Origin of the sequence: Bacillus sp. XF8 (assembly GCF_017498755.1) — a bacterium.
Taxonomy (GTDB): Bacteria; Bacillota; Bacilli; order Bacillales; family Bacillaceae_G; genus Bacillus_A; species Bacillus_A bingmayongensis.
In genome coordinates, this window is sequence record NZ_JAGDQK010000010.1 from 126,227 (window position 1) to 146,906 (window position 20,680).

General features: G+C 34.5%; 16 protein-coding genes, 1 pseudogene and 2 other annotated features. Of the genes and pseudogenes, 2 read left to right on the forward strand and 15 right to left on the reverse strand.

What is annotated here, in order from left to right; translation table 11 throughout:
* Positions 1-223 precede the first annotated feature (223 nt).
* Complete coding sequence (locus J4P91_RS07445) at positions 224-757, reverse strand: GNAT family N-acetyltransferase (RefSeq protein WP_207993436.1); 534 nt, start codon at positions 755-757, stop codon at positions 224-226.
* 154 nt (positions 758-911) lie between these two features.
* On the opposite strand from J4P91_RS07445, the gene J4P91_RS07450 reads away from it, so the two are divergent.
* Complete coding sequence (locus J4P91_RS07450) at positions 912-1,901, forward strand: Gfo/Idh/MocA family protein (protein ID WP_207993437.1); 990 nt, start codon at positions 912-914, stop codon at positions 1,899-1,901.
* Positions 1,902-1,930: 29 nt separating this feature from the next.
* On the opposite strand, the pseudogene J4P91_RS07455 reads toward J4P91_RS07450, so the two are convergent.
* The 14 genes and pseudogenes from J4P91_RS07455 to J4P91_RS07520 form a co-directional block, all read right to left on the reverse strand.
* Positions 1,931-2,177: pseudogene (locus J4P91_RS07455) on the reverse strand (DMT family transporter).
* Between the two features lie 18 nt (positions 2,178-2,195).
* Entirely contained in the window at positions 2,196-3,521 is a 1,326-nt protein-coding gene (locus J4P91_RS07460; RefSeq protein WP_207993438.1) for an aspartate aminotransferase family protein, read from the reverse strand.
* Between the two features lie 65 nt (positions 3,522-3,586).
* Positions 3,587-5,011 (reverse strand): sodium:solute symporter family protein, encoded by a 1,425-nt coding sequence (locus J4P91_RS07465; protein ID WP_207993439.1) that lies wholly within the window; start codon positions 5,009-5,011, stop codon positions 3,587-3,589.
* A gap of 23 nt (positions 5,012-5,034) precedes the next feature.
* A complete protein-coding gene (speB, locus tag J4P91_RS07470) occupies positions 5,035-5,991 on the reverse strand; it encodes an agmatinase (RefSeq protein ID WP_207993440.1) in 957 nt (318 codons plus the stop codon).
* 278 nt (positions 5,992-6,269) lie between these two features.
* On the reverse strand, positions 6,270-7,643 hold the full coding sequence (locus tag J4P91_RS07475) for a sigma-54 interaction domain-containing protein (RefSeq protein WP_207993441.1): 1,374 nt from the start codon (positions 7,641-7,643) through the stop codon (positions 6,270-6,272).
* Positions 7,644-7,822: 179 nt separating this feature from the next.
* Positions 7,823-8,500, reverse strand: coding sequence for an MgtC/SapB family protein (locus tag J4P91_RS07480; protein ID WP_207993442.1), 678 nt, complete (start codon positions 8,498-8,500; stop codon positions 7,823-7,825).
* A gap of 455 nt (positions 8,501-8,955) precedes the next feature.
* Complete coding sequence (locus J4P91_RS07485; RefSeq protein WP_207993443.1) at positions 8,956-9,612, reverse strand: YkyA family protein; 657 nt, start codon at positions 9,610-9,612, stop codon at positions 8,956-8,958.
* 17 nt (positions 9,613-9,629) lie between these two features.
* Positions 9,630-10,451, reverse strand: coding sequence for a peptidoglycan-N-acetylglucosamine deacetylase (locus J4P91_RS07490; RefSeq protein ID WP_207993444.1), 822 nt, complete (start codon positions 10,449-10,451; stop codon positions 9,630-9,632).
* Positions 10,452-11,022: 571 nt separating this feature from the next.
* On the reverse strand, positions 11,023-12,021 hold the full coding sequence (locus J4P91_RS07495; protein WP_207993445.1) for an LCP family protein: 999 nt from the start codon (positions 12,019-12,021) through the stop codon (positions 11,023-11,025).
* A 277-nt stretch (positions 12,022-12,298) separates the two neighbouring features.
* Complete coding sequence (locus J4P91_RS07500; protein WP_207993446.1) at positions 12,299-14,608, reverse strand: glycoside hydrolase; 2,310 nt, start codon at positions 14,606-14,608, stop codon at positions 12,299-12,301.
* 188 nt (positions 14,609-14,796) lie between these two features.
* A complete protein-coding gene (gene thrB / locus J4P91_RS07505; RefSeq protein ID WP_017152161.1) occupies positions 14,797-15,702 on the reverse strand; it encodes a homoserine kinase in 906 nt (301 codons plus the stop codon).
* On the reverse strand, positions 15,699-16,757 hold the full coding sequence (gene thrC / locus J4P91_RS07510) for a threonine synthase (RefSeq protein ID WP_017152162.1): 1,059 nt from the start codon (positions 16,755-16,757) through the stop codon (positions 15,699-15,701). The genes thrB and thrC overlap by 4 nt, the downstream gene beginning before the upstream one ends.
* Complete coding sequence (locus J4P91_RS07515) at positions 16,750-18,045, reverse strand: homoserine dehydrogenase (RefSeq protein ID WP_207993447.1); 1,296 nt, start codon at positions 18,043-18,045, stop codon at positions 16,750-16,752. Before J4P91_RS07515 ends, thrC begins: the two co-directional genes overlap by 8 nt.
* Before the next feature lie 156 nt (positions 18,046-18,201).
* Positions 18,202-18,435: a binding site (T-box leader), on the reverse strand.
* A gap of 114 nt (positions 18,436-18,549) precedes the next feature.
* Positions 18,550-18,783, reverse strand: a binding site (T-box leader).
* Positions 18,784-19,109: 326 nt separating this feature from the next.
* The gene (locus J4P91_RS07520) at positions 19,110-19,748 is read right to left on the reverse strand and encodes a pyridoxamine 5'-phosphate oxidase family protein (RefSeq protein ID WP_207993448.1); all 639 of its coding nucleotides are present in this window, start codon (positions 19,746-19,748) and stop codon (positions 19,110-19,112) included.
* Positions 19,749-19,836: 88 nt separating this feature from the next.
* On the opposite strand from J4P91_RS07520, the gene J4P91_RS07525 reads away from it, so the two are divergent.
* Complete coding sequence (locus tag J4P91_RS07525; RefSeq protein ID WP_207993449.1) at positions 19,837-20,445, forward strand: NUDIX hydrolase; 609 nt, start codon at positions 19,837-19,839, stop codon at positions 20,443-20,445.
* Positions 20,446-20,680: the final 235 nt, after the last annotated feature.

Below are 20,680 nucleotides of genomic sequence, written 5' to 3' on the forward strand. Positions count from 1 at the left end.
AGTGTTTTTTTCTTCATCTCCCACTGATTATTAGCCCTCACCAATCGGGCTTTTACGGGCAGCCCGTCCCCCACCTAACTTCTTTGCTCTTGCTGAATTTTGAGGTGGAGGTCTTACTGTCCGCGAATAGCGGGATAAAAAAGGAGATATACATAGTAAGTTGTATATCTCCTTTTGAATTCTATTAAATATTTACATAATTATATTATTAGTATAATTTCGTTCAATTAGATATTAATCTATAAAGATTATCCATATCTCTCCAACAATACGCCGTTTCTTGAACATTCAATCTCTCTAAAAACTTTGTATCGACTCGCTCTGGAGAAAAATTTTCATAAAAACCTTTTGAAGGATTATTCGATATAACCCAGACTAATATAGAACGAACATCATTTTTTATAAATTTTGACACAAGTGATTGAAATAATCGTTGTCCCACTTTATACCCTTGGTATTCTTGCAAAAGATAAATCGCATATAATTCACCATCGCAATTATATTTCCCGCTTCTTTCTGGACCACCGTCAATAAATCCTATAATTTTTCCTTCTAACGTTTCCGCCACATATCTATACTGATCAGATGCCCCTTGTTTAAAGATTTTTCTCCATTGTTTTTCTCGGCTTTCATGTGTTATGTTATTTAAAATTTCATCAGGTATTATCCCTTTGTATGTTACCTTCCAGCTCTCAACATGTACTTTTGCTATACTTTCAATATCATCTTCTATTGCCTTTCTAATTTTTATATCCATTTTTTCTCTCCCCCACTTACATTTCATTGTATCAAAAGAAACTATATAATCTATATTGGTTAAGCAAATGATTTAATATTTTATTTACTTCTCTATATAATTAGTTTTCTACGGCAAACAATCACGAAAATATTTTACAGAAGGAGAAATTCAGATGATACGATTCGGAATAATTGGAACAAACACAATCACAACTAAGTTTATTGAGGACTCCCTTACATTAAAAGATTTTTCTCTAACTGCAGTCTATTCACGAACAAAAGACAAAGCAAAAGCATTTGCAAGTAAATATAACGTAGCTACCACTTTTACTAACTTAGAAAGCATGGCAAAAAGCGATGTAATTGATGCAGTTTACATTGCAAGTCCAAACTCATTGCATGCTGAACAAGCTATTCTTTTTATGGAACATGGTAAACATGTATTATGCGAAAAACCAATCGCCTCTCATACAAAAGAAGTAGAAAAAATGGTTCAAACCGCTAAAAAACATAATGTCGTTTTAATGGAAGCGTTGAAATCCACCCTTCTTCCTAACTTCCAAACCATTCAAGATAACATACATAAGATTGGAAAGGTGCGACGTTATTTTGCGAGCTTCTGCCAATATTCTTCTCGTTATGATGCTTATAAGGAAGGAACCATTCTAAATGCGTTTAATCCAGCTCTTTCAAACGGTGCATTAATGGATATTGGAGTATATTGCATTTATCCAATGGTTGTGTTATTTGGAGCACCATCTCATGTACAAGCAAATGCCTACCTACTAGATTCTGGTGTAGATGGAGAAGGTAGCCTTTTATTAAAATATGATGATATGGAAGCTGTAATTATGTACTCTAAAATATCGAATTCATATGTCCCATCTGAAATTCAAGGGGAAAAGGGTAACATAATTATTGATAAAATTAGCTCACCTACAAAAATAGAGATTCGTTATCCTGATGGACGTATTGAAGATATTACATATCCACAGTCCATTGCAACCATGTCATACGAAACAAAAGAATTTATTGAACTTATTGAACAAAATCAATTACAGTCCACTGTAAATTCTCATACAACTTCTATGATTACAGCGAAAATTATGGAGGAAGCTAGAAAACAAATTGGCCTTTCATTTCCTGCTGATTTCAAAAAATAATTAAAAAGGGTGGTTTTTCACCACCCTTTTTACGATATTAATTTCAAACCAATTGCAGCCCCTAAAACCATACTGATAAACAAAATACGAAGAAAACTTTTGGATTCTCCGTATAATAGCGCCTCCTGATGCACCAATTCCAGTCCAGATTGCATACGCTGTTCCCATCGGTAAACTTTTCATTGCAATCGCAAGAAACAGAAAGCTCGCGCCAAACCCTAAAATCAACATAACAAGTGACTGCCAATTTTTCTCCTTATGCAATTTATTAATCATCACAACACCAATTATTTTTTAGTTCTTCACCAAAACCTTCAACTCTTCCTCATACTCTGTAAGTGCCGCATCTAAAATAGTTAAACCATCATCAATCTGATCCTTTCTCACAGAAAGTGGTGGAATCATTCGAATAACTTCACTTGAATTTCCACAGAAGTAAAACAGCACGCCTTTTTTTAATGCGATATCTAATATTTTAAATAAACCTTCACCATTAGGTGTACCTGTTTCTGGGTGGATAATTTCAATTCCAATCATTAACCCAACAGCTCGGATACTTCCGATAACAGCATGTTTTTGTTTTAAATCATACAATTTCTGAACTGCGTAAGCACCCATTTCTTTAGCATTTTCAACCAGTCGTTCTTCTTTCATTACTTCAAGCGTTGCCAAAGCTGCTGCACATGCAATTGGATTTCCTCCGAAAGTCGTACCATGCGTTCCTAGAGGCCACTTCTGCATCAACTCTTTTGAAGCAACCGTCGCACTAAGAGGTAAGCCTGATGCAATTCCTTTCGCGATTGCCATAATATCCGGTGTTACTCCAAATGCTTGTGCCGCAAACCATTCACCTGTACGCCCAAACCCTGTTTGTACTTCATCAAAGATTAATAGAATTCCATGATGATTACAAATTTCACGAACTTTCTTTAACCACTCTGCTGGTGGAACAACATATCCCCCTTCTCCTAGCACAGGCTCTACAATTACACACGCAACTTCTTCTGGTGTAACTTGATGATTAAACAAAGTTTCAAAATCTCTTTCTAGTTTTTCAACACAGTGTTTCTCTGGATCAATCCCTTGCGGACAATTTTTTATATTTGCATATGGTATTTGATACGTTAGCCCATTCGGTTGCATAAACTTCCGATATTTACTTTTGGAAGTTGTTACACTTAATGATCCCATTGATCTCCCGTGGAAACAACCTAAAAAAGAAACAACATATGGTCTTTTCGTCACATATTTTGCTAACTTAATTGCCCCTTCAATCGCTTCTGTACCACTATTGGCAAAAAAGAAACAATCTAGCTTCGGTGGCAATACCTCCCCAAGTTCTTCCGCAAGACGCAAAATTGACTCATACATAATAACTCCAGATGGACCGTGAGTTAGACAATCTGCACTATCCTTAATTGCTTGTACAACCTTCGGGTGACGATGTCCAACATTGGTCGTTGCAATACCTGATGTGAAATCAAGATATTTTTTTCCATCTAAACCAAAGTAATAACACCCTTCTTCTTTTACAACTGGTAAATTAGGATGATCTTTCGCCATACTCGGGGCTAATAATTTTGGCATTCTTTCAATTAAATATTTCCAGTTTTTGCTCATATAAATTCCTCCTTTAAATTCTCAAACTGTTTCCTGGTTTTTATAGAGATCCTGAATCCATTTGCTTACGCATCTACATCTGCATTGGTATGCTGTTCTTTCCACTCTTCATACTTTTCAAATTCTGGTGAGGTTAAATACGAAATGATGACAATTGATAAGACACTACATGCCATTCCATATAAGATTGGATCTGTAGCAGAAAGACCTTGTACAATTAAACCACCTATTGTTACGATTGCACTTAAAATAATAGAGTAAAACGCAGCTTTGTCTGTTACACGTTTCCAAAACAAGCCTAAAATAATCGGAAAGAACACTGAACCAGATAATATTGCATACGCAACATCTAACGCTACAATAACATCCTGAATCCATATAGCACTTACAATTACGAATATTCCAACAATTAAGGTTACGATTCTCGACATTCGAATCATAGCTTTCTCACTTAATCCCTTAGATGAAGTACCTTTTATTATGTCATTTACAATTAACGTTGAAGATGCTAATAATGTCGCCGAGGCTGTCGACATTAGAGCCGAAACAATACTCGCAATGACAATCCCTAATAAACCGGCTGGTAATATTGAAACTGCCATTGTGATAAATGCACTTTGTGGATCACTTAGATTCGGATAAATAACTGCTGTACACATACCAATAATGGCAATTGCAAGCGAGTATAATACACAATACACTCCAGCACCAATTGTTCCTTTCTTAGCAATTCCAACTGTCTTTGCCGTAAAGATCCGTTGCCATATGTCTTGCCCGATTAGTACCCCTAAACAATACAAGAGAAAGTAAGAAAATATTTTATCGCCACCAATATTTGCAAATTCAAAATGACTTTGTGGTAATTTCTCTTGAAGATTAGCCCATCCCCCGGCCTTTTGTAAACTAAGCGGTAACATAATAACAAAAACGCCAATTGTCATTACAATAAATTGAAATATATCAGTCATTGTTACAGACCACATTCCGCCAAGTAGTGTATAGAGAACAACAACACTACCACCTAGTAACATACAAAGTTTAATGTCCAATCCAAGTAAGACATTTAATATAGTTCCCATACCAATCACTTGGGTTACAGTAATCATAGTTACATATATAAAAGTAATTAATGAAGTAATTACTCTCGTTTGGGAATTAAAGCGTAAGCCTAACAGTTCACTAATTGTAATAATTTTGAATTTCGATACTTTTTTCACTAAAAATATCCCTAATAGTATAATGCCAATTCCAATCATAACAACAAGCCATATTCCCGAAATACCAAATTCATATCCTAATCTTGCAGTTCCAATTGTAGATGCCCCGCCAAGAATTACTGCCGCTAAACAAGCAAGATACATCACTAAACCTAAACTACGACCAGCCACCATAAAATCTTCAGATGTTTTCGCTTTTCTTGCCCCTATGAAACCAATACTAATAATAATTAAAAAATAACCAATCATTAGTAATACATCTACTGTATTCATAACATCCTCCTTTTCAATACATATTATTTTAGTCTTACGAAATTACGTCGTTTTTGCATCGCTACAAGAGTAATCATTTCATATGCAATGCTTGATGCCGCAATTGCTGTAATTTCCCCACTATCATACGCAGGTAACACTTCTACTAAATCGAATCCAACAATATGTAATCCATCTAATCCTTGCACAAGTTCCACTGCTTCAATCGTTGTAGGTCCACCAATTTCAGGCGTTCCCGTTCCAGGTGCGTATGCAGGATCTATAAAATCAATATCAAATGAAACGAAGGTTACTGCATCCTTTACTCGTTCATGAATTCTCCGTAACACTTCTGTATATCCAATTTTCCGCACTTCTCTCATTGGAATAACTTCAAAACCTAACTCTCTTGCATCCTCTATATCATTTGGCCCATACAAAGGACCACGCATCCCTATTTGAATAGAATGACTGGTATTAATAAGTCCTTCTTCAACCGCCCGCCGAAATGGAGTTCCATGCATATACTTTTCTCCATAATAATGATCCCATGTATCGCTATGAGAATCAAAATGAACAAGTGCTATAGGTCCAAATTGCTTTGCGAATGCTCTTAAATTTCCTAATGAAATAGAATGATCTCCACCTAATATAATTGGTACAATCCTTTTTTCTAATAAAGGTGTTAAACCTTCTACAATGTTGTCATATGTACGATGAATATTACCAGGTACAATATCTAAATCTCCATAGTCTACACCTGAGCAATAGTCAAAAATATCAATCGCTTGATCTGGATTATATGGACGTAATAAACTCGAAAAGCTCCGAATATGATTTGGCCCTAAACGTGCTCCCACACGATATGACTGTGCAGTATCAAAGGGAATTCCTAACACTGCAAAGTCTACATTTTCAGTAGTATTTTTTTGTTCTAGTCTCATAAACGTTTTCACTCCACAAAAACGAGGTGACATAGCAGAATCCTTAGGTTTATACATTTTCTCACTCCTACCATTTATTTTCCTACTAATTTAAATAAAATAATTCTTCCATTAATGGGATATTCTTTACCTCATACTAATAAAGATCGGCTTATCAATTTATCCCCTACTTATTTTTCTTTTGCTAAATCATAAGGCATTGAAAATAAGTATTTATATAGAAGGCAATGTTCTCTCCCCCTCTGTATTGTTTATTAATGCAAATATCATACCAATTTAGAAAAAAGAAGAAGATGGACGAAAATATTTCATCCATCTTCTCACAATTCATAACTTTAATTTATCTTATACTTCTTCAATTTCCTTACTACAGAAGGCTGACTTATCGCTAAATTCTCTGCTATTTTCACAGTCGTTTTATATTTTTTCTTAGCATCAAATAATACTTGTTTCTCTACCATTTCTAGTATTTCTGTAAGGGTTTGAGACGGTTTTGTAACGAATTCATCACCACTCCTAAATTTATAGTAATCTGGTATATTTTCAATGGTAATAAGTTTTGAATGTGATGTAATCACGAGCCGTTCTATTATATTCATTAATTCTCTTACATTTCCTTTCCACTTTTGCTGTAATAAAATTTGTATGACTGCCTGATCCAGTTCCCGCTTCCTTTTATATTGAGTACAAAATTTATTCAAAAATAAATACATCAAATTCATAATATCTTTAGGTCGTTCACGTAATGGAGGAATCAAAATTGGTACAACGTATAAACGAAAATATAAATCTTGCCTAAATTTTTTATTCACTACCAGCTCTTCTAAATCACGATTTGTTGCGACAATAAGACGAAAATCTGCTTTTTTAAGCTTCGTACCCCCTACACGATAGAACTGTCTTTCTTCAATTAGCTTAAGAAGCTTTACTTGTTGTTCAAGTGAAAGCTCTCCTACTTCATCAAGAAACAAAGTCCCCCCGTGAGCTAGTTCTGCAAATCCGAGTTTCCCATTTTTTTTCGCCCCTGTAAAAGAGCCTGCTTCATACCCAAAGAATTCAGCCTCAAATAAAGACTCAGGTATAGCAGCACAATTCACTTCAATAAAAGGGCCATATTTTCTTGGACTTTTATCATGAATATAACGAGCAATAGCCGTTTTTCCTACTCCTGATTCCCCAAGCAGAACTGTATTTACATCCACCTCTGCAACTTGATGTACTGTCTCCATTACTTTATACATAGCAGGATCACCGGCAATTAATCCCACTGATGTAATTTTTTCACGCAATGCAAGTTGAGCTTCCTCTTTCACACGCTCCAGTTCCTCTTGCATATGATCTAAGTATTTCTGAATTTCTATCAAATCCGAAACATCATAAGAATAACTTACTACTCGATACACTTCACCTTCTTCATCAAATAAAGGTATTCCTGTTACTAGCAATTTATTTCCTGTCTTTGTAAGCTGAACAACTGTGATTTTCTCTTTTTTTTGTATGATTAACGGTGTCACAATCGGAGTAATAATACCTGTTCGTTCCAACTCAAAAATAGAAGCACCGATTAAACTTTCATACTTAATTCCATATCTATCAGCGGTAAATTGTGTCGCTTTTAGAATCGTCCCATTTACATCTGTTACAATTAAATCATCCATTAAAGATTCCAATATCATCTCTGTTTCAGAAACAAATTCTGAATATAACAATTTTTCACCCCCCTATGCGAAATAAAGAAAATTCAGTCTATTTATTAATGAATATTTTATTTGATTTTGTATAGAAATGTAAAGCATAAAGTTCCCTCATATTATTTTTCTGGCATTTAATACAACAAGAAAAACCCCCAATTTCAATTCATAACTGGAAGGTTTTCACAACAAAAACTTTATCTACTTTCAACTTCAACCGAAACAATATGATCAATTTCTTTTAATGAACTGTATAATTCGGTTGTATATAAATCTTCAGGTGCTAATATAACCATTTCTAATTGCTGAGATTCACTGTCAATATCTTTAATTTTCACACGCTTCACTTGCATGTTTAAGTTTTTAATTTGCTTAAAAATACCATCCAATTCTCGGTGCTCTTTTACGATAATTTTAATTGCCAAATCCCTTTGTCTTAAAGAATAAGGGCCAGCAATCTTAACAATGTGTGGCAGTACATTAATAGCCAATATAATTAAAATCATCGCAACTGTTGCTTGTAAATAAAAACCTGCGCCAATTGCAATACCTAAAGCAGATGCTGCCCAAACCATCGATGCCGTTGTTAATCCTGAAATCACATCGTTATTTCTTCTTAAAATTACACCTGCTCCAAGGAAACCAACGCCGCTCACAATTTGAGCTGCTAAACGCATCGGATCCATATTTGTATGTCCTGGTGAAGAGTAAACATTCACCGATTCAATCGAAACCATCGTAATTAAACAACTCGCTACAGAAATGACCATACTTGTTTTCACACCAAGCGGTTTATTCTTTAGCTGCCTGTCAATTCCTATAAATAAGCCTAAAAAGAGTGCCAAACCTAATTTGAGTAAAAATTCATATGTCATTTTTCATTCTCCTTACTTATATGATGTTCATCATTTCTTTTCTTAAACATCATTTTTTCCCTTAAATACTAAACTATAACTCTTTTAGAATTTCAATTCCAGTCTTTTCTGTCCTGCAAGTAAAAAAAGCCGTAAAAAACATTATAATTTAAATGTTCTTCCAGCTTTTTTGTCTATATTATTTGATTTAGGTATTGTATGAATCTTTTCATATTTGATCCTTACACCTTACATTTTCGTATTACCTAAAATCATACTATATAAATCCATTTTGATTTTTCGACATATAAGTCGCTGCCACGAAGAACAGAAGGTGACTTGCACTCGTTTTCTCTCTCTGTTTTCATTTGGCATAGGGCAGGAAGAGGATCTGACCACTTCGATACATGGCCGAATGCTCTCTCCCGCCTAAAAAGAAAAAGATTATGTCGTTTTTTTATTTGGATTTATATACTTTATTTTTGTTCCTTAACCTTAATTTCCGCTTCTTTATAGAATGCTAGTTTTCCTTCGTTATACTCTTTTGTATATCTATTAAACTTCTCTTTTTCTTTTCGCATTTCTTCGGTTAATTTATTTACAGCTTTCACTTTCTCGCCGATTTCTTTTAACTTTGTTTCTTTTACTTTTAACTTCGCATAAAGCTCTTTTTCAATCGCCATTGATTTCACATAGCTTTCGTTCATTTTTTGAAAAGCATCATAACGATCTTTATAAGCTTCTTCTACTTTTTTCGCTTGTTTTTGTATTTTTTTATCTTCAATTTTTTCTACATTACTTTGAACTGATTTCGTTTCTTTCTGTGCTTTCTCTAATGCATCTTTTTCATTTTTTAATATTTTTTCACGCTCGTCCACATTTGAAATTGCCTGGTCTAGTTTTTGTACAACCGCCTCATTATGCTCTTTTCCTTCTGTTATAATTTGAGCATATAATTCTTGTCCTTGTTTTTCCAACGTCTCTAATTTTTTCGCATCTTCAAATAACGACTTTTCTTGTTTAGCTGCATTTTCAAATGCAACAAATAGATTTTCTTCTGGTTTCTCGCCAAAACAACCTGATAATAATCCTACTGATAGTGCTCCAACTAGTGCTAATTTTCTATAAGTCAACGTCATTTCCTCCTATGTTACATACGTTTATCATGCCAAAAATTCACCGAAAAGTGATCACCTTCATGATACGCTTCAAATTCATAACCTTTTTCTTTTAACCCTTTTATAATTGCTGGTACTGCGGCAACAGATTGTGGATGAATATCATGCATTAAGATAACTTCTTTTGGATTCGTTGCACCTGTAAGTACATTTTGGGCGATTTTGGCTGAAGCAGCATCAACAGGCATTTTATTATATTTCCAATCTAAAGAGTCAATCGTCCAATCCCAAACTTTAAAGCCATCTTCTACTACTTTATTACGAAGTGCTTCATTTAAACCAGGCATGGAACCATATGGAGGACGTGTTAATTTTGGAGCTTCTCCAATAATATTTGCTATTAAGCCTTGATCTTCTTTCATTTCATTCACATACTCGCCACTTGTATACAATTTTTTGAAGTCATGTGTCATACTATGCATACCCACATAATGACCTTCTGCTTTTTCACGTTTTACTAAATCTGAAAACTGTTTTACATTCGCACCGATTAAGAAAAATGTTGCTTTCGCATCATTTTGTTTCAATATATTTAACAGTTCAGCCGTATATTTTCCTGGCCCATCATCAAATGTAAGGTAAGCAACTTTTCTCACTTGACCATTAAATTGAATTGGTGCTGTTTTATTCATCGCCACTTTTGACTGCTCGCTTGCAAGCTGTACTGAATTCACTTGATTTGCTACTGCCCTGGCCGGTGATGTGATTGATTGAAACATAAAATACCCAACTGCGATAGCAATAATAGCCACTATTGTAACTATTATACTTTTTACATTAAATACATTTCCCATTCTATGAAATTCCTTTCTATTAATCTTATATAATTCTTCCATTCATATTAGTATGTATATCCATTTTAATTTTCTAACATATAAGTCGCTGCCACGAAGAACAAAAGGTGGCATACACTCGTTTTCTCTCTTTGTTTTAACTTCTTATGTATGAGGCAAGAAGAGAATCTGACCGCTTCTACGCATGGACGAATACTCTCTCCCATCTAAAAAGAAAGATTTTTAGTCGGTTTTTCAATTTGTATTTGTATATTCAATTTCTTTTCAACCTTCTAAAATGAACATTAACAAACTATATACAAAGGAAGTTTTATCCCGCTATTCTAGGGCAGTATTACTGCCCGTAAAAGCCCGATTGGTGAGGACTGATAATCAGCGGGGATGGAGAACCCCCCACTGATTAAAGTTTCACTTTATCCTAATTCGTGTAATTCCTCGTTAACTATATATATGCATTTTATTATATATGTAAACATTTTTAAATAACTTTAATAGTATTTTGATCTATTTAATACTGATAATCCATATATCATGAACTAAAAAAGGTTGGCTAGGCGCCAACCTTTTACAATTAGTTTCGAACCGCTTTTGGCGTAACACCTAGATGCTCATTCAACTTTTTAGAGATGTCTTGCACATTTTTTTCGTTTGGAATGTAGTAATATATACCACCCATACGTTTATCTGTGCCTTCTATTTGCATTTTATCCATTTGCAAATCAGTTCCGGCCATATTTCTTGTAATGGAAATCATATCATCAAATGTTAAGTTTGTTTTCATGTTGTTATCAACTGCATCTAAAAGGGAACCTAATTTACTAATTGATTGAACAGACATTGCTTTTTTAACAATCGCTTCAATAACGAGCTGTTGTCTTTGACCACGCATTGCATCGCTATCCATTTTACGTGTTCTCGCCAATGCTAGAGCCTGCTCTCCGTTTAAATGTTGATAGCCTTTTTCTAAATGAATCATACCTGCTTGATCTTTACTATCTTGTTCTGTAAATGTAACTGGTACATCAATATCAATACCACCAAGTGAATCTACAATTTTCACAAAGGAATCAAAGTTAAATTTCACATAATAGTCAACTGGAACATTTAAAAATCTCTCTACTGTATCTCGTGTACTTTCAACTCCACCGAATACATGAGCATGCGTAATTTTATCCAATTTCTTTCTTGATGGAATGTACACGCGAGTATCACGTGGAATACTTACTAATTTTATTGATTTATCATCTTTATTAATTGTTGCCAATAGTAGTGCATCCGTACGAACAGCTTCTCCATATTGTCCTTTTCGAATATCGCTTCCATCAACACCCATAATTAAAACAGAAATATTATCTTTTAACGGTTCAACCTCTTTATCACGTTTAGTCGATTTATCAATTTCGGCATACGCATCACTTACAACCGCGTTTGCTTTATTATATAAAAACGAACCATACCCTACTCCTCCAAAAACGAGCAGTAAAAATGGAATCAAGATGAACCATTTCACAGATTTTCTTTTAGAACGTTTCTTTTTACTTCTTGTGTTTTGTTCTAATTCAGAGCTCATGTCTATTCTCCTCTCTTTCTCTTTCCCTAGTATACTCCATGTCTATCAATCTTCATATTGAATTTCATTTCATTCACCTTACATTTTTGTAAGGTTTGGTTGTAAAGAAGTAAAATCAATATGTATTTCATTTCACATTATACTCTCGTGTTGTATTTTAACAAGATACCAAACGATAATTTCAAAAAATCCACAACCTTATTCATTATATAATAGTACAAAAATCCCCACCAATTAGCACTTTCGTTACCATACCAGTGGGAATCTGCTACATTTATCACTGTTTATTTATTTCAGGTTTGTAAATCATTTTCTTCCCTTTTTCATAAATCACAGCTGATTTTGCTTGTACTTTTGTATCTTCTGTTTTCACATCTTGGTCAGAGAAGTTTACAATTATTTTTATGTCCTTTCCATAAGAAGCTGTTTGCACAAGTTTGTCTTTTGAAAGATATGCAAAGTTCGTCATCTCTTCTGTTACTGCTTTTTTATGAAATGCTTCCCATATTTTTAAATGATGCGTAATTTCATTTTTATGCTTCTTCCATTCCACTTCGTCTAAATGATATAAAGGAGGAACGTTATACAATAGTTCATATAACATTCGATTTCCGACTTCATCTTTTACCTTCAAGCTGCCCCATTCCCAATGATGAGTTGTAATTACAGAGTCATTGTACACTAATTTATATAACGGTATTGAATACACTGGGTTTAAATATACTTGCTTATATTCTTCCTTTACTGGCACTTGTTTTGCGTACTTTTCTGGAACGTTTTGATTTGGTGACCAGTAACCCCCAACATAATATAGACTTGTCTTATTCTTTCTCATATCTTCATCGGCCCATTTAATAACGGGCGTTTCAATACCATGTGCAAAAGCAATAACTTGACTTGCAAAATCATTTCCACCCTCAGAGCCAACAACCATACCTTTTTCTTTCGCGATATAACCCATCCGTTCTAAACGTGCTCTTAAATCTTGTTCTTGTGTTGTAATATGTTTTGGAGAATAATCATCATAAATTTCCCCTGTAGCGTCACAATCAATAAACCAGGAATTAAATGGGGTACCATTATTTAATATGTCACTGACACGTTCTTTCACACTAGGCAAAGATAATGTAGGATTTAATTTACGACCTCTCCCTAAAAATCCTTGTATTTTCTCACCATTCTTTTTCGCAACCGTTGCACCTTCAAATAATGAAGGATCTTTAAAAGAAGCTGTATTCCAATTTTTATCACCTTTTTCATGAATAGAATGATAAGAATCATATGGACCAACTAAGTATCCCATTTTCTCAACTTGCTTCACAAATTCTGGTTGAATGAATCCTTGCTCCCAATTTGGCAGTCCAACCCATGCATGGTCAATACCTGCTTCATTCATCTCTTTTAATATATTTGTTCCATCTGCACTCCCCCATTTTTCAACATCCTCAACTGCATCACCAAGTACAGATTTTAACAAATGTTTATTTAAGCTATACAATTCCGTTTCAGTTAAGTGATCTATGCCTTTTTTCAATAACCGATTTGATTCATCATCAACTTTCTGAAAAATATCTTCTTTATAAAACTCCTTCCTGCCCAATACTTCATTTATATAACGTAAAACAACATTTTTCTGATACTTATTAATAAAATCTTGCTTATTAATTTGATCAAATACATTTAATTCCCCAGGCTCTTTACTATATTTTTGAATTAATTCTTTCATCCAGTCAAATACAGGACTATTGATTTGTTGTCTTAGTTTTGGCCAATCTACATCACTTTGCGATATAACATTTTGATTCCAAAAGTAAAAATGAGCTGCTCCGTATAACTTTGCGACTTCTTTATTTTGTTTTGCTTTCTCTTGTAATGTTTTAAATTCACCTTTCTCTACAATATTGTTCTTATACAATTTCGCAATATTTACTGCATCATTATCAGTCACATACAGTTGAAAACCGTACGATTTATTTTTGTTAATACTCGGAAATTCATGAGTGAAATCAAATCTAATTTTCGGATCAGAATGGAAGTTCACTTCGTTATTAAACATATTGTTTGCAACATATATCATGGAATATTTCGAACCATTTAATGCAAAAAATTTCATTGAAAATGACTCCGCAAATGAATACGTTTCATCTTTTAAGAATTTCTTCCAATTCTCATCATTACTCGAAATATACTTACCTTCCCATAAAGGAAGTGTATAATTCTCAGCTTGCACTTTTGGCCAAGTAAAGCTTTCTGCACCTGTAGATTCAATCGCAATATTCAAATGATCTTTTTTCTTTTCCAAATTCACTTTTACTTTCTGATCAGGATATTCCCATGATGTATGTGTATCATCTTTTTTCAATTTTGATACTTTCATTTTCGGTAAAGGCTGTGATGCTTGTTCCTTCACTCCATCATTGTCTATTGTTAAAGAAAACGTTTCTGGATTCACCTCATACGAAAAATCTTTATATGTTACTTTTTTTGCTTTGAATTCATGTGAAACATTCTTTTCTTTCCAATCGCATCCTGTCAAAGCCGTGATTGTCATTATTGTAAGAAGACATATCGTCATCATTTTTTTCATCTTCTGCACCTCCACCACTGAATATACAGGTGGTTTGTTACAGGAATGTGGCAAATGCTAAATGATAAAGAAATCATTGGAGATACAAACGTAGTTCATTATAAAAAGCTCTAGTATTTTAATGAATATAGAAAAAGAGTACAGACTTAATCTTTTAGATTAAGTCTGTACTCTTTTTCTTTAGCACTTTATTTTCCTACTGATAAACCCGCACCTTGCCCTCTTTTCACAACCGTTCCTTCATGATCAATCTCTAACTCACAAACTCGCATCACCGGAAACATTTTTGCTAATTGCACAGCAATTTCCTGACGTTTTTCATACGGAGTCAGAATAAAAACTGCTGGTCCAGCACCACTAAGCGCAGTTCCATATACTCCATTTTTTTTTGCATACTGGCGAATTTCTGGTAATAAGGGAATAAGCTGTGAACGATATGGTTCATGAAACAGATCCCTTTCCATCATTTCACCAACAATTTCCCATTTCTTTTGGCATAATGCTGCCACTAATACGTTACTTACTGCGCTGGCACGAACTGCATCATGGAAATGAAATGTCTCTGGTAATACAGAACGACTTTTATTTGTATTTAATTCTTCATCAGGAATAAGAGAGATTACACCTAATTCTTTACTCTCTATTCTAACAACAGACACATGATTTCCATCCATCGCACCAATAACGATACCTCCTAAAATAGAAGCAGCTACATTATCAGGGTGTCCCTCGAAATTCGTAGCAAGGTGAACTTTCTCATCTGTTGTTAAATGTAATTCCCCAAGTTGATTGGCAAGCTCTATTCCTGCTACAATGGCTGATGCGCTACTACCTAACCCTCGCGCGAGTGGAATATTACTAGTAGCTTCTATTCTATATGGAGATAAGGAAGGACATACTTTAAGTGCCGTACTTACAATTAAATTCCTTTCATCATTCGGGATTGAAGAATCAAATGAATGTGCAACATGCCAATGAGTTGACTTTTCTTTCACAGCTACTTCCAAATATAATGATAACGCTATTCCAACAGAGTCGAAACCAGGACCTACATTTGCCGTACTAGCTGGAACACGAACTTTAAATGGAATCACGAAACAATCACTCCTTTAATATGTTCTTTTATTTGTTCTATATCATTTGAAACACTTGCAATCTCCAAATGATTAGAAGCAATAGCAATGTCAGGGTCTTTCAAACCATTTCCTGTTAACACAGCAACAACCGTCTCGCCCTTATGAATTTTTCCTGCTTGAACATGTTTAATTACACCTGCCAGAGAAGCATTTGACCCTGGTTCTGCAAAAACTCCCTCCGTTTTCGCTAACAACCGATAAGCATTTAAAATTTCTTCGTCTGTTACCATATCAATTTCACCATTTGATTGCTCCGCTGCTTCTACAGCATAGGACCAGCTTGCTGGATTCCCAATGCGAATCGCAGTTGCGACTGTTTCTGGCGAATCAATGACATGACCTTTAACAATTGCAGCTGCACCTTCCGCTTCAAAACCGTGAATTCTCGGCTTCTTGAACCCCTTTTCTTTCTCATATTCACAAAATCCCTTCCAATACGCTGTAATGTTACCTGCATTTCCAACCGGAATAGCAAGAACATCTGGTGCTTTTTGCAACTGGTCACAAATTTCAAACGCAGCTGTTTTTTGTCCTTCAATTCGATATGGATTTACAGAGTTTACTAATGTAATCGGCTCTTCTGCCGCGATTTGGCGTACAGCTCGAAGTGCATCATCAAAGTTTCCTTCTATTGAAATAATCTCCGCTCCATATGCGATTGCCTGTGCTAACTTTCCATGAGCAATTTTTCCTTCTGGTATAACGATAATACACTTCATCCCAAGGCGAGCGGCATATGCCGCTGCCGATGCGGAAGTATTGCCTGTTGAAGCACAAATGATTGCTTGTGATCCTTCTTCTTTTGCTTTCGCAACCGCCATCACCATTCCTCTATCTTTAAAAGATCCTGTTGGGTTAGCCCCTTCATATTTTCCATATAAATGAATCCCTAATTCTTTAGAAATATTCAGAAGTGGAATGAGTGGTGTATTTCCTTCCATCAAGCTTACATCTGGTGTATTATCATTCACCGGTAAATAAGAAGCATATTGATTTAATAGTCCTTTATACATATTCTTTTTCCTCCTCAATAGCGTAATAACTTTTTATTTCATTTGTTACATTCTCTAGCAATGTTAAAACTTGTTCAAATTGATACTTTGAAGTTTGATGTGTCACAATTACAATTTCTGCAAGCTCTTGATTGAATGGCAGTTGTATAATTTCTTCTAAGCTAATCGATTCATTAACGAAACATTCTGTTATTTTTTGAAACATTCCTGGTTCGTCCCGTAATAAAATACGTAAGAAATATTTCGAAACAACTTCTTCATCTTGTTTTAATTTATAAGGCACTAACTCTTTTAACACATCTTGACTTTTCACTACTTGATTCATGTTTCTAACGATTGAAATAATATCACTCACTACAGCAGATCCTGTTGGTAATTTTCCAGCCCCTGGCCCATAAAACATAACTTCACCAACAGCATGACCATGTACATATACAGCGTTAAATTCGTTATTCACATTAGATAGGGGGTGATGACTCGGTAATAAAGTAGGCGCTACACTTAAGTTAATAGCTGAACCTTGCTTCTCCGCTTTCCCAACCAGTTTCATAGTAAAACCTAGTTTCCTAGCCATTTCTAAATCTTCTTTTTCTACATTTCGAATACCTCGAACATGTACATCATCTAAAGAAACATTCATCGAAAACCCTAAGTTTGCAAGAATAGCCACCTTTCGCGCAGCATCTAGTCCATCTACATCGGCTGACGGATCTGATTCTGCAAAGCCTAGTTTTTGCGCTTCTTGCAGCGCCTGTTCATATGACCAACCATTTTGACTCATTTTTGTTAATATATAATTTGTTGTACCATTTACAATTCCCATAATCTTTTCTATATGATCCGAAGCTAAGCCGTCTGCTAGTCCTCTTAAAATTGGAATTCCCCCAGCTACACTTGCTTCATAATACAACTGACAGCCATTTGCATTCGCTAATTTTAATAATTCATTACCATATACAGCCATTAAATCTTTATTTGCAGTTACGACATGTTTTTTATTACGTAACGCCCTGACAATAGCCTGTTTTGCTTCTTGGATCCCCCCCATCACCTCTACTACGATATCAATATTAGAGTCTTCTAAAATTTCATTTGCATCACTTGTTATCCTAATTCCATCAATTGAAACATCACGTTCTTTTTCCACATCACGTACTGCCACTGCCTTTACCTTTACTTCATATCCTGTATCAAGACTTATTTTTTCCTTATGATCTTTCAAAATATGAACGACACCGCTCCCTACTGTTCCAAGCCCTAATACTCCAACATGTACTACATTTCTCATTTTTAAATCTCCTCCTATTTTTCAAAGTATTTGATCATTATTTTCTTCCTATTTGCGCAGTCCATGGTGGTTCTCGTTCGTATCAATCGTCTCACTCTAACTGCACCTCCTTTCAATTCAGTAATAAATTGTATAAAAAAACACACTCATCCCTAAAAAAGGGACGAATGTGTTTTCGTGGTTCCACCCTTGTTCCAATCCAAACATACATTCATTTTGAATTGCTCAAGTTCAGATAACGGCTGAGACCGTCAATAATTACTAGATTATTCGTTCACTATTGAAGTTCAAAGGTGGTAAGATTATTTTCCGTGTTAGGAAGCTCGCAGCCTATGGCCTCCCTCTCTGCAAACCGTAAAAATGATCTCGTGTCCTTATCATTACTTTTCGTTCAGTTCTATTTGTTAATTCATTATACGTACATATTACAAAAAAGCAAGAAAAGTTTTTATTTTTTTAATTTTTAAATATTTATTCCATATAAAAAAACACACTCACCCCTAAAAAAGGGACGAATGTGTTTTCGTGGTTCCACCCTTGTTCCAATCCAAATATACATTCGCTTTGGATTGCTCAAGATCAGATAACGGCTGAGACCGCCAATAATTACTAGATTACTCGTTCACTACCAGAGTTCAAAGGTGGTAAGATTATTTTCCGTGTTAGGAAGCTCGCAGCCTATGGCCTCCCTCTCTGTAAACCGTAAAAATGATCTCGTGTCCTTATCGTTACTTTTCGTTCATGTCTATTTGTTAAATTATTATAATTACGATAATTCAAAAAAGCAAGCTTATTTTTAAAAAAATATTTATTTTGATATTTATATAATCTTTTCCACATAACACAATTACTGTCTTATTTCATATCTTGAAATAATATCATCACCAATCACTAAACCTATTAAATCTGCATCCTTTTCATTAAAAAAAGTGCGGATTATGCGGATAATAACAACTTATATTATTGTATTTCTAGTTTCCAAGGCTTTCTAATTATCAATGAAAAAACGCCTTTATATGAATTATATTTATATACTTTATCTAACAACATACTATACAATTTTTTCAATACAACCTTTTTGTATAACTCTCTTCTAAAGAGCGTGCGACTTCTTCTTCATTTGCATTCACTTTGGCATGATCAACAAGTATTCTTGCCGCTGATGGCAATTCTTCCTTTTCTAACCAAGAATCTGGATTCCACAACTTAGATCTTATGAATGCTTTTGCACAATGAATAAAGCATTCTTCTATTTCTACAACAATTCCAACCAGTGGACTACGGCCATTCACTTGCATTTTTTCTAAAATTTCTTCGTCTTTTGTGATAGTTGCACGACCATTTATTCGTAATGATTCCCCAAGTCCTGGAATAAAAAAGATAAGTCCTATCCTTGGATTAGATAAAATATTAAGAATAGAATCAACTCGCCGATTCCCTGGTCTTTCTGGAATTACAATTTGATTTTCATTTAAAACATATACAAATCCAGGTGCATCTCCCTTAGGTGATGCATCACAATGACCAAATTTGTCTGAAGTAGACATTACTAGAAAAGGAGATTTAGACAGAAAGTCACGACAATGATGATCAAGAGATGGAATCACTTTCTTCACCGCACGCTCACTTGGATACCCTAAAATAAGACGTAATTCTTCTTCCGTTGAAATGAAAGAATTTATTTTTCTTTCCTTCAGTCCCATTCAATATACACCCCTTACTATTTTTCTTTATTTTCCCAAAATTACATACAATTATTGTATACTAAACTATACAGAAAGGGGAATATAAATGACAGAATGGTTAACGATATTTGATACAGAAGGAAACAAAATTGGAAAAAAACTACGTGATGATGTACATCGTGACGGTGATTGGCACGAAACATTCCATTGCTGGTTTGTAGAAAAAGAAAACGAAGACATTTTTTTATACTTCCAATTACGAGCTAAAAACAAAAAAGATTTCCCAGGAAAATGGGATATTACATCTGCTGGACATATTATGCATGGTGAAGATGCAGGAATAGGTGGTCTTCGTGAAATAGAAGAGGAATTAGGTCTATCCTTTCGAGCTACTGATTTAGAATACAAAGGCATTTTTAAAATCAATCATGAAACCCCGCACTTCATTGACCGTGAAATGTGCCATATGTATTTTCACGCTGTTACAAGACCACTTCCGTTTACTCCAGGTGATGAGGTTGAAGATGTAATGAAAGTAAATGCAACTTCTTTTTTTCAGCTTTTAAAAGGAGAAACCTTATCTACAATAGGCATTCCGGTTTTAAACAAAGACGCTAAACCTATTACAATAACATTTGAAGATATCTATCCATATGAACTTGAATATTATAAATTTGTCATAGAAAAAGGACGAGCTATGCTAAAAAAACAATAATTTTTTAAAGCTTGGGTCCCCCCTACTTAAATAGGAGGACTCAAACTTTAATCAACTCTCACCAATCGGACTTTTATTATCAGTTCACCTCCCACCTAATTTCCTTATCTTTGATTTCACTGAATTTTGAAGAGGAGTATTACTACCAACTAATACGGGATAAAGACGATTTATTGTTTCTCCAGTACCTTTAATTTCTTTTCTACTAGTACAAACATATCAATGATTAATATAA

What these genes read in the sequence shown, in the direction of transcription:
- J4P91_RS07445 (WP_207993436.1), bottom strand. Translation starts at nt 757, where the DNA reads ATGGATATAAAAATTAGAAAGGCAATAGAAGATGATATTGAAAGTATA.
- J4P91_RS07450 (WP_207993437.1), top strand. Translation starts at nt 912, where the DNA reads ATGATACGATTCGGAATAATTGGAACAAACACAATCACAACTAAGTTT.
- J4P91_RS07460 (WP_207993438.1), bottom strand. Translation starts at nt 3,521, where the DNA reads ATGAGCAAAAACTGGAAATATTTAATTGAAAGAATGCCAAAATTATTA.
- J4P91_RS07465 (WP_207993439.1), bottom strand. Translation starts at nt 5,011, where the DNA reads ATGAATACAGTAGATGTATTACTAATGATTGGTTATTTTTTAATTATT.
- speB (WP_207993440.1), bottom strand. Translation starts at nt 5,991, where the DNA reads ATGTATAAACCTAAGGATTCTGCTATGTCACCTCGTTTTTGTGGAGTG.
- J4P91_RS07480 (WP_207993442.1), bottom strand. Translation starts at nt 8,500, where the DNA reads ATGACATATGAATTTTTACTCAAATTAGGTTTGGCACTCTTTTTAGGC.
- J4P91_RS07490 (WP_207993444.1), bottom strand. Translation starts at nt 10,451, where the DNA reads ATGGGAAATGTATTTAATGTAAAAAGTATAATAGTTACAATAGTGGCT.
- J4P91_RS07495 (WP_207993445.1), bottom strand. Translation starts at nt 12,021, where the DNA reads ATGAGCTCTGAATTAGAACAAAACACAAGAAGTAAAAAGAAACGTTCT.
- J4P91_RS07500 (WP_207993446.1), bottom strand. Translation starts at nt 14,608, where the DNA reads ATGAAAAAAATGATGACGATATGTCTTCTTACAATAATGACAATCACG.
- thrC (WP_017152162.1), bottom strand. Translation starts at nt 16,757, where the DNA reads ATGTATAAAGGACTATTAAATCAATATGCTTCTTATTTACCGGTGAAT.
- J4P91_RS07515 (WP_207993447.1), bottom strand. Translation starts at nt 18,045, where the DNA reads ATGAGAAATGTAGTACATGTTGGAGTATTAGGGCTTGGAACAGTAGGG.
- J4P91_RS07520 (WP_207993448.1), bottom strand. Translation starts at nt 19,748, where the DNA reads ATGGGACTGAAGGAAAGAAAAATAAATTCTTTCATTTCAACGGAAGAA.
- J4P91_RS07525 (WP_207993449.1), top strand. Translation starts at nt 19,837, where the DNA reads ATGACAGAATGGTTAACGATATTTGATACAGAAGGAAACAAAATTGGA.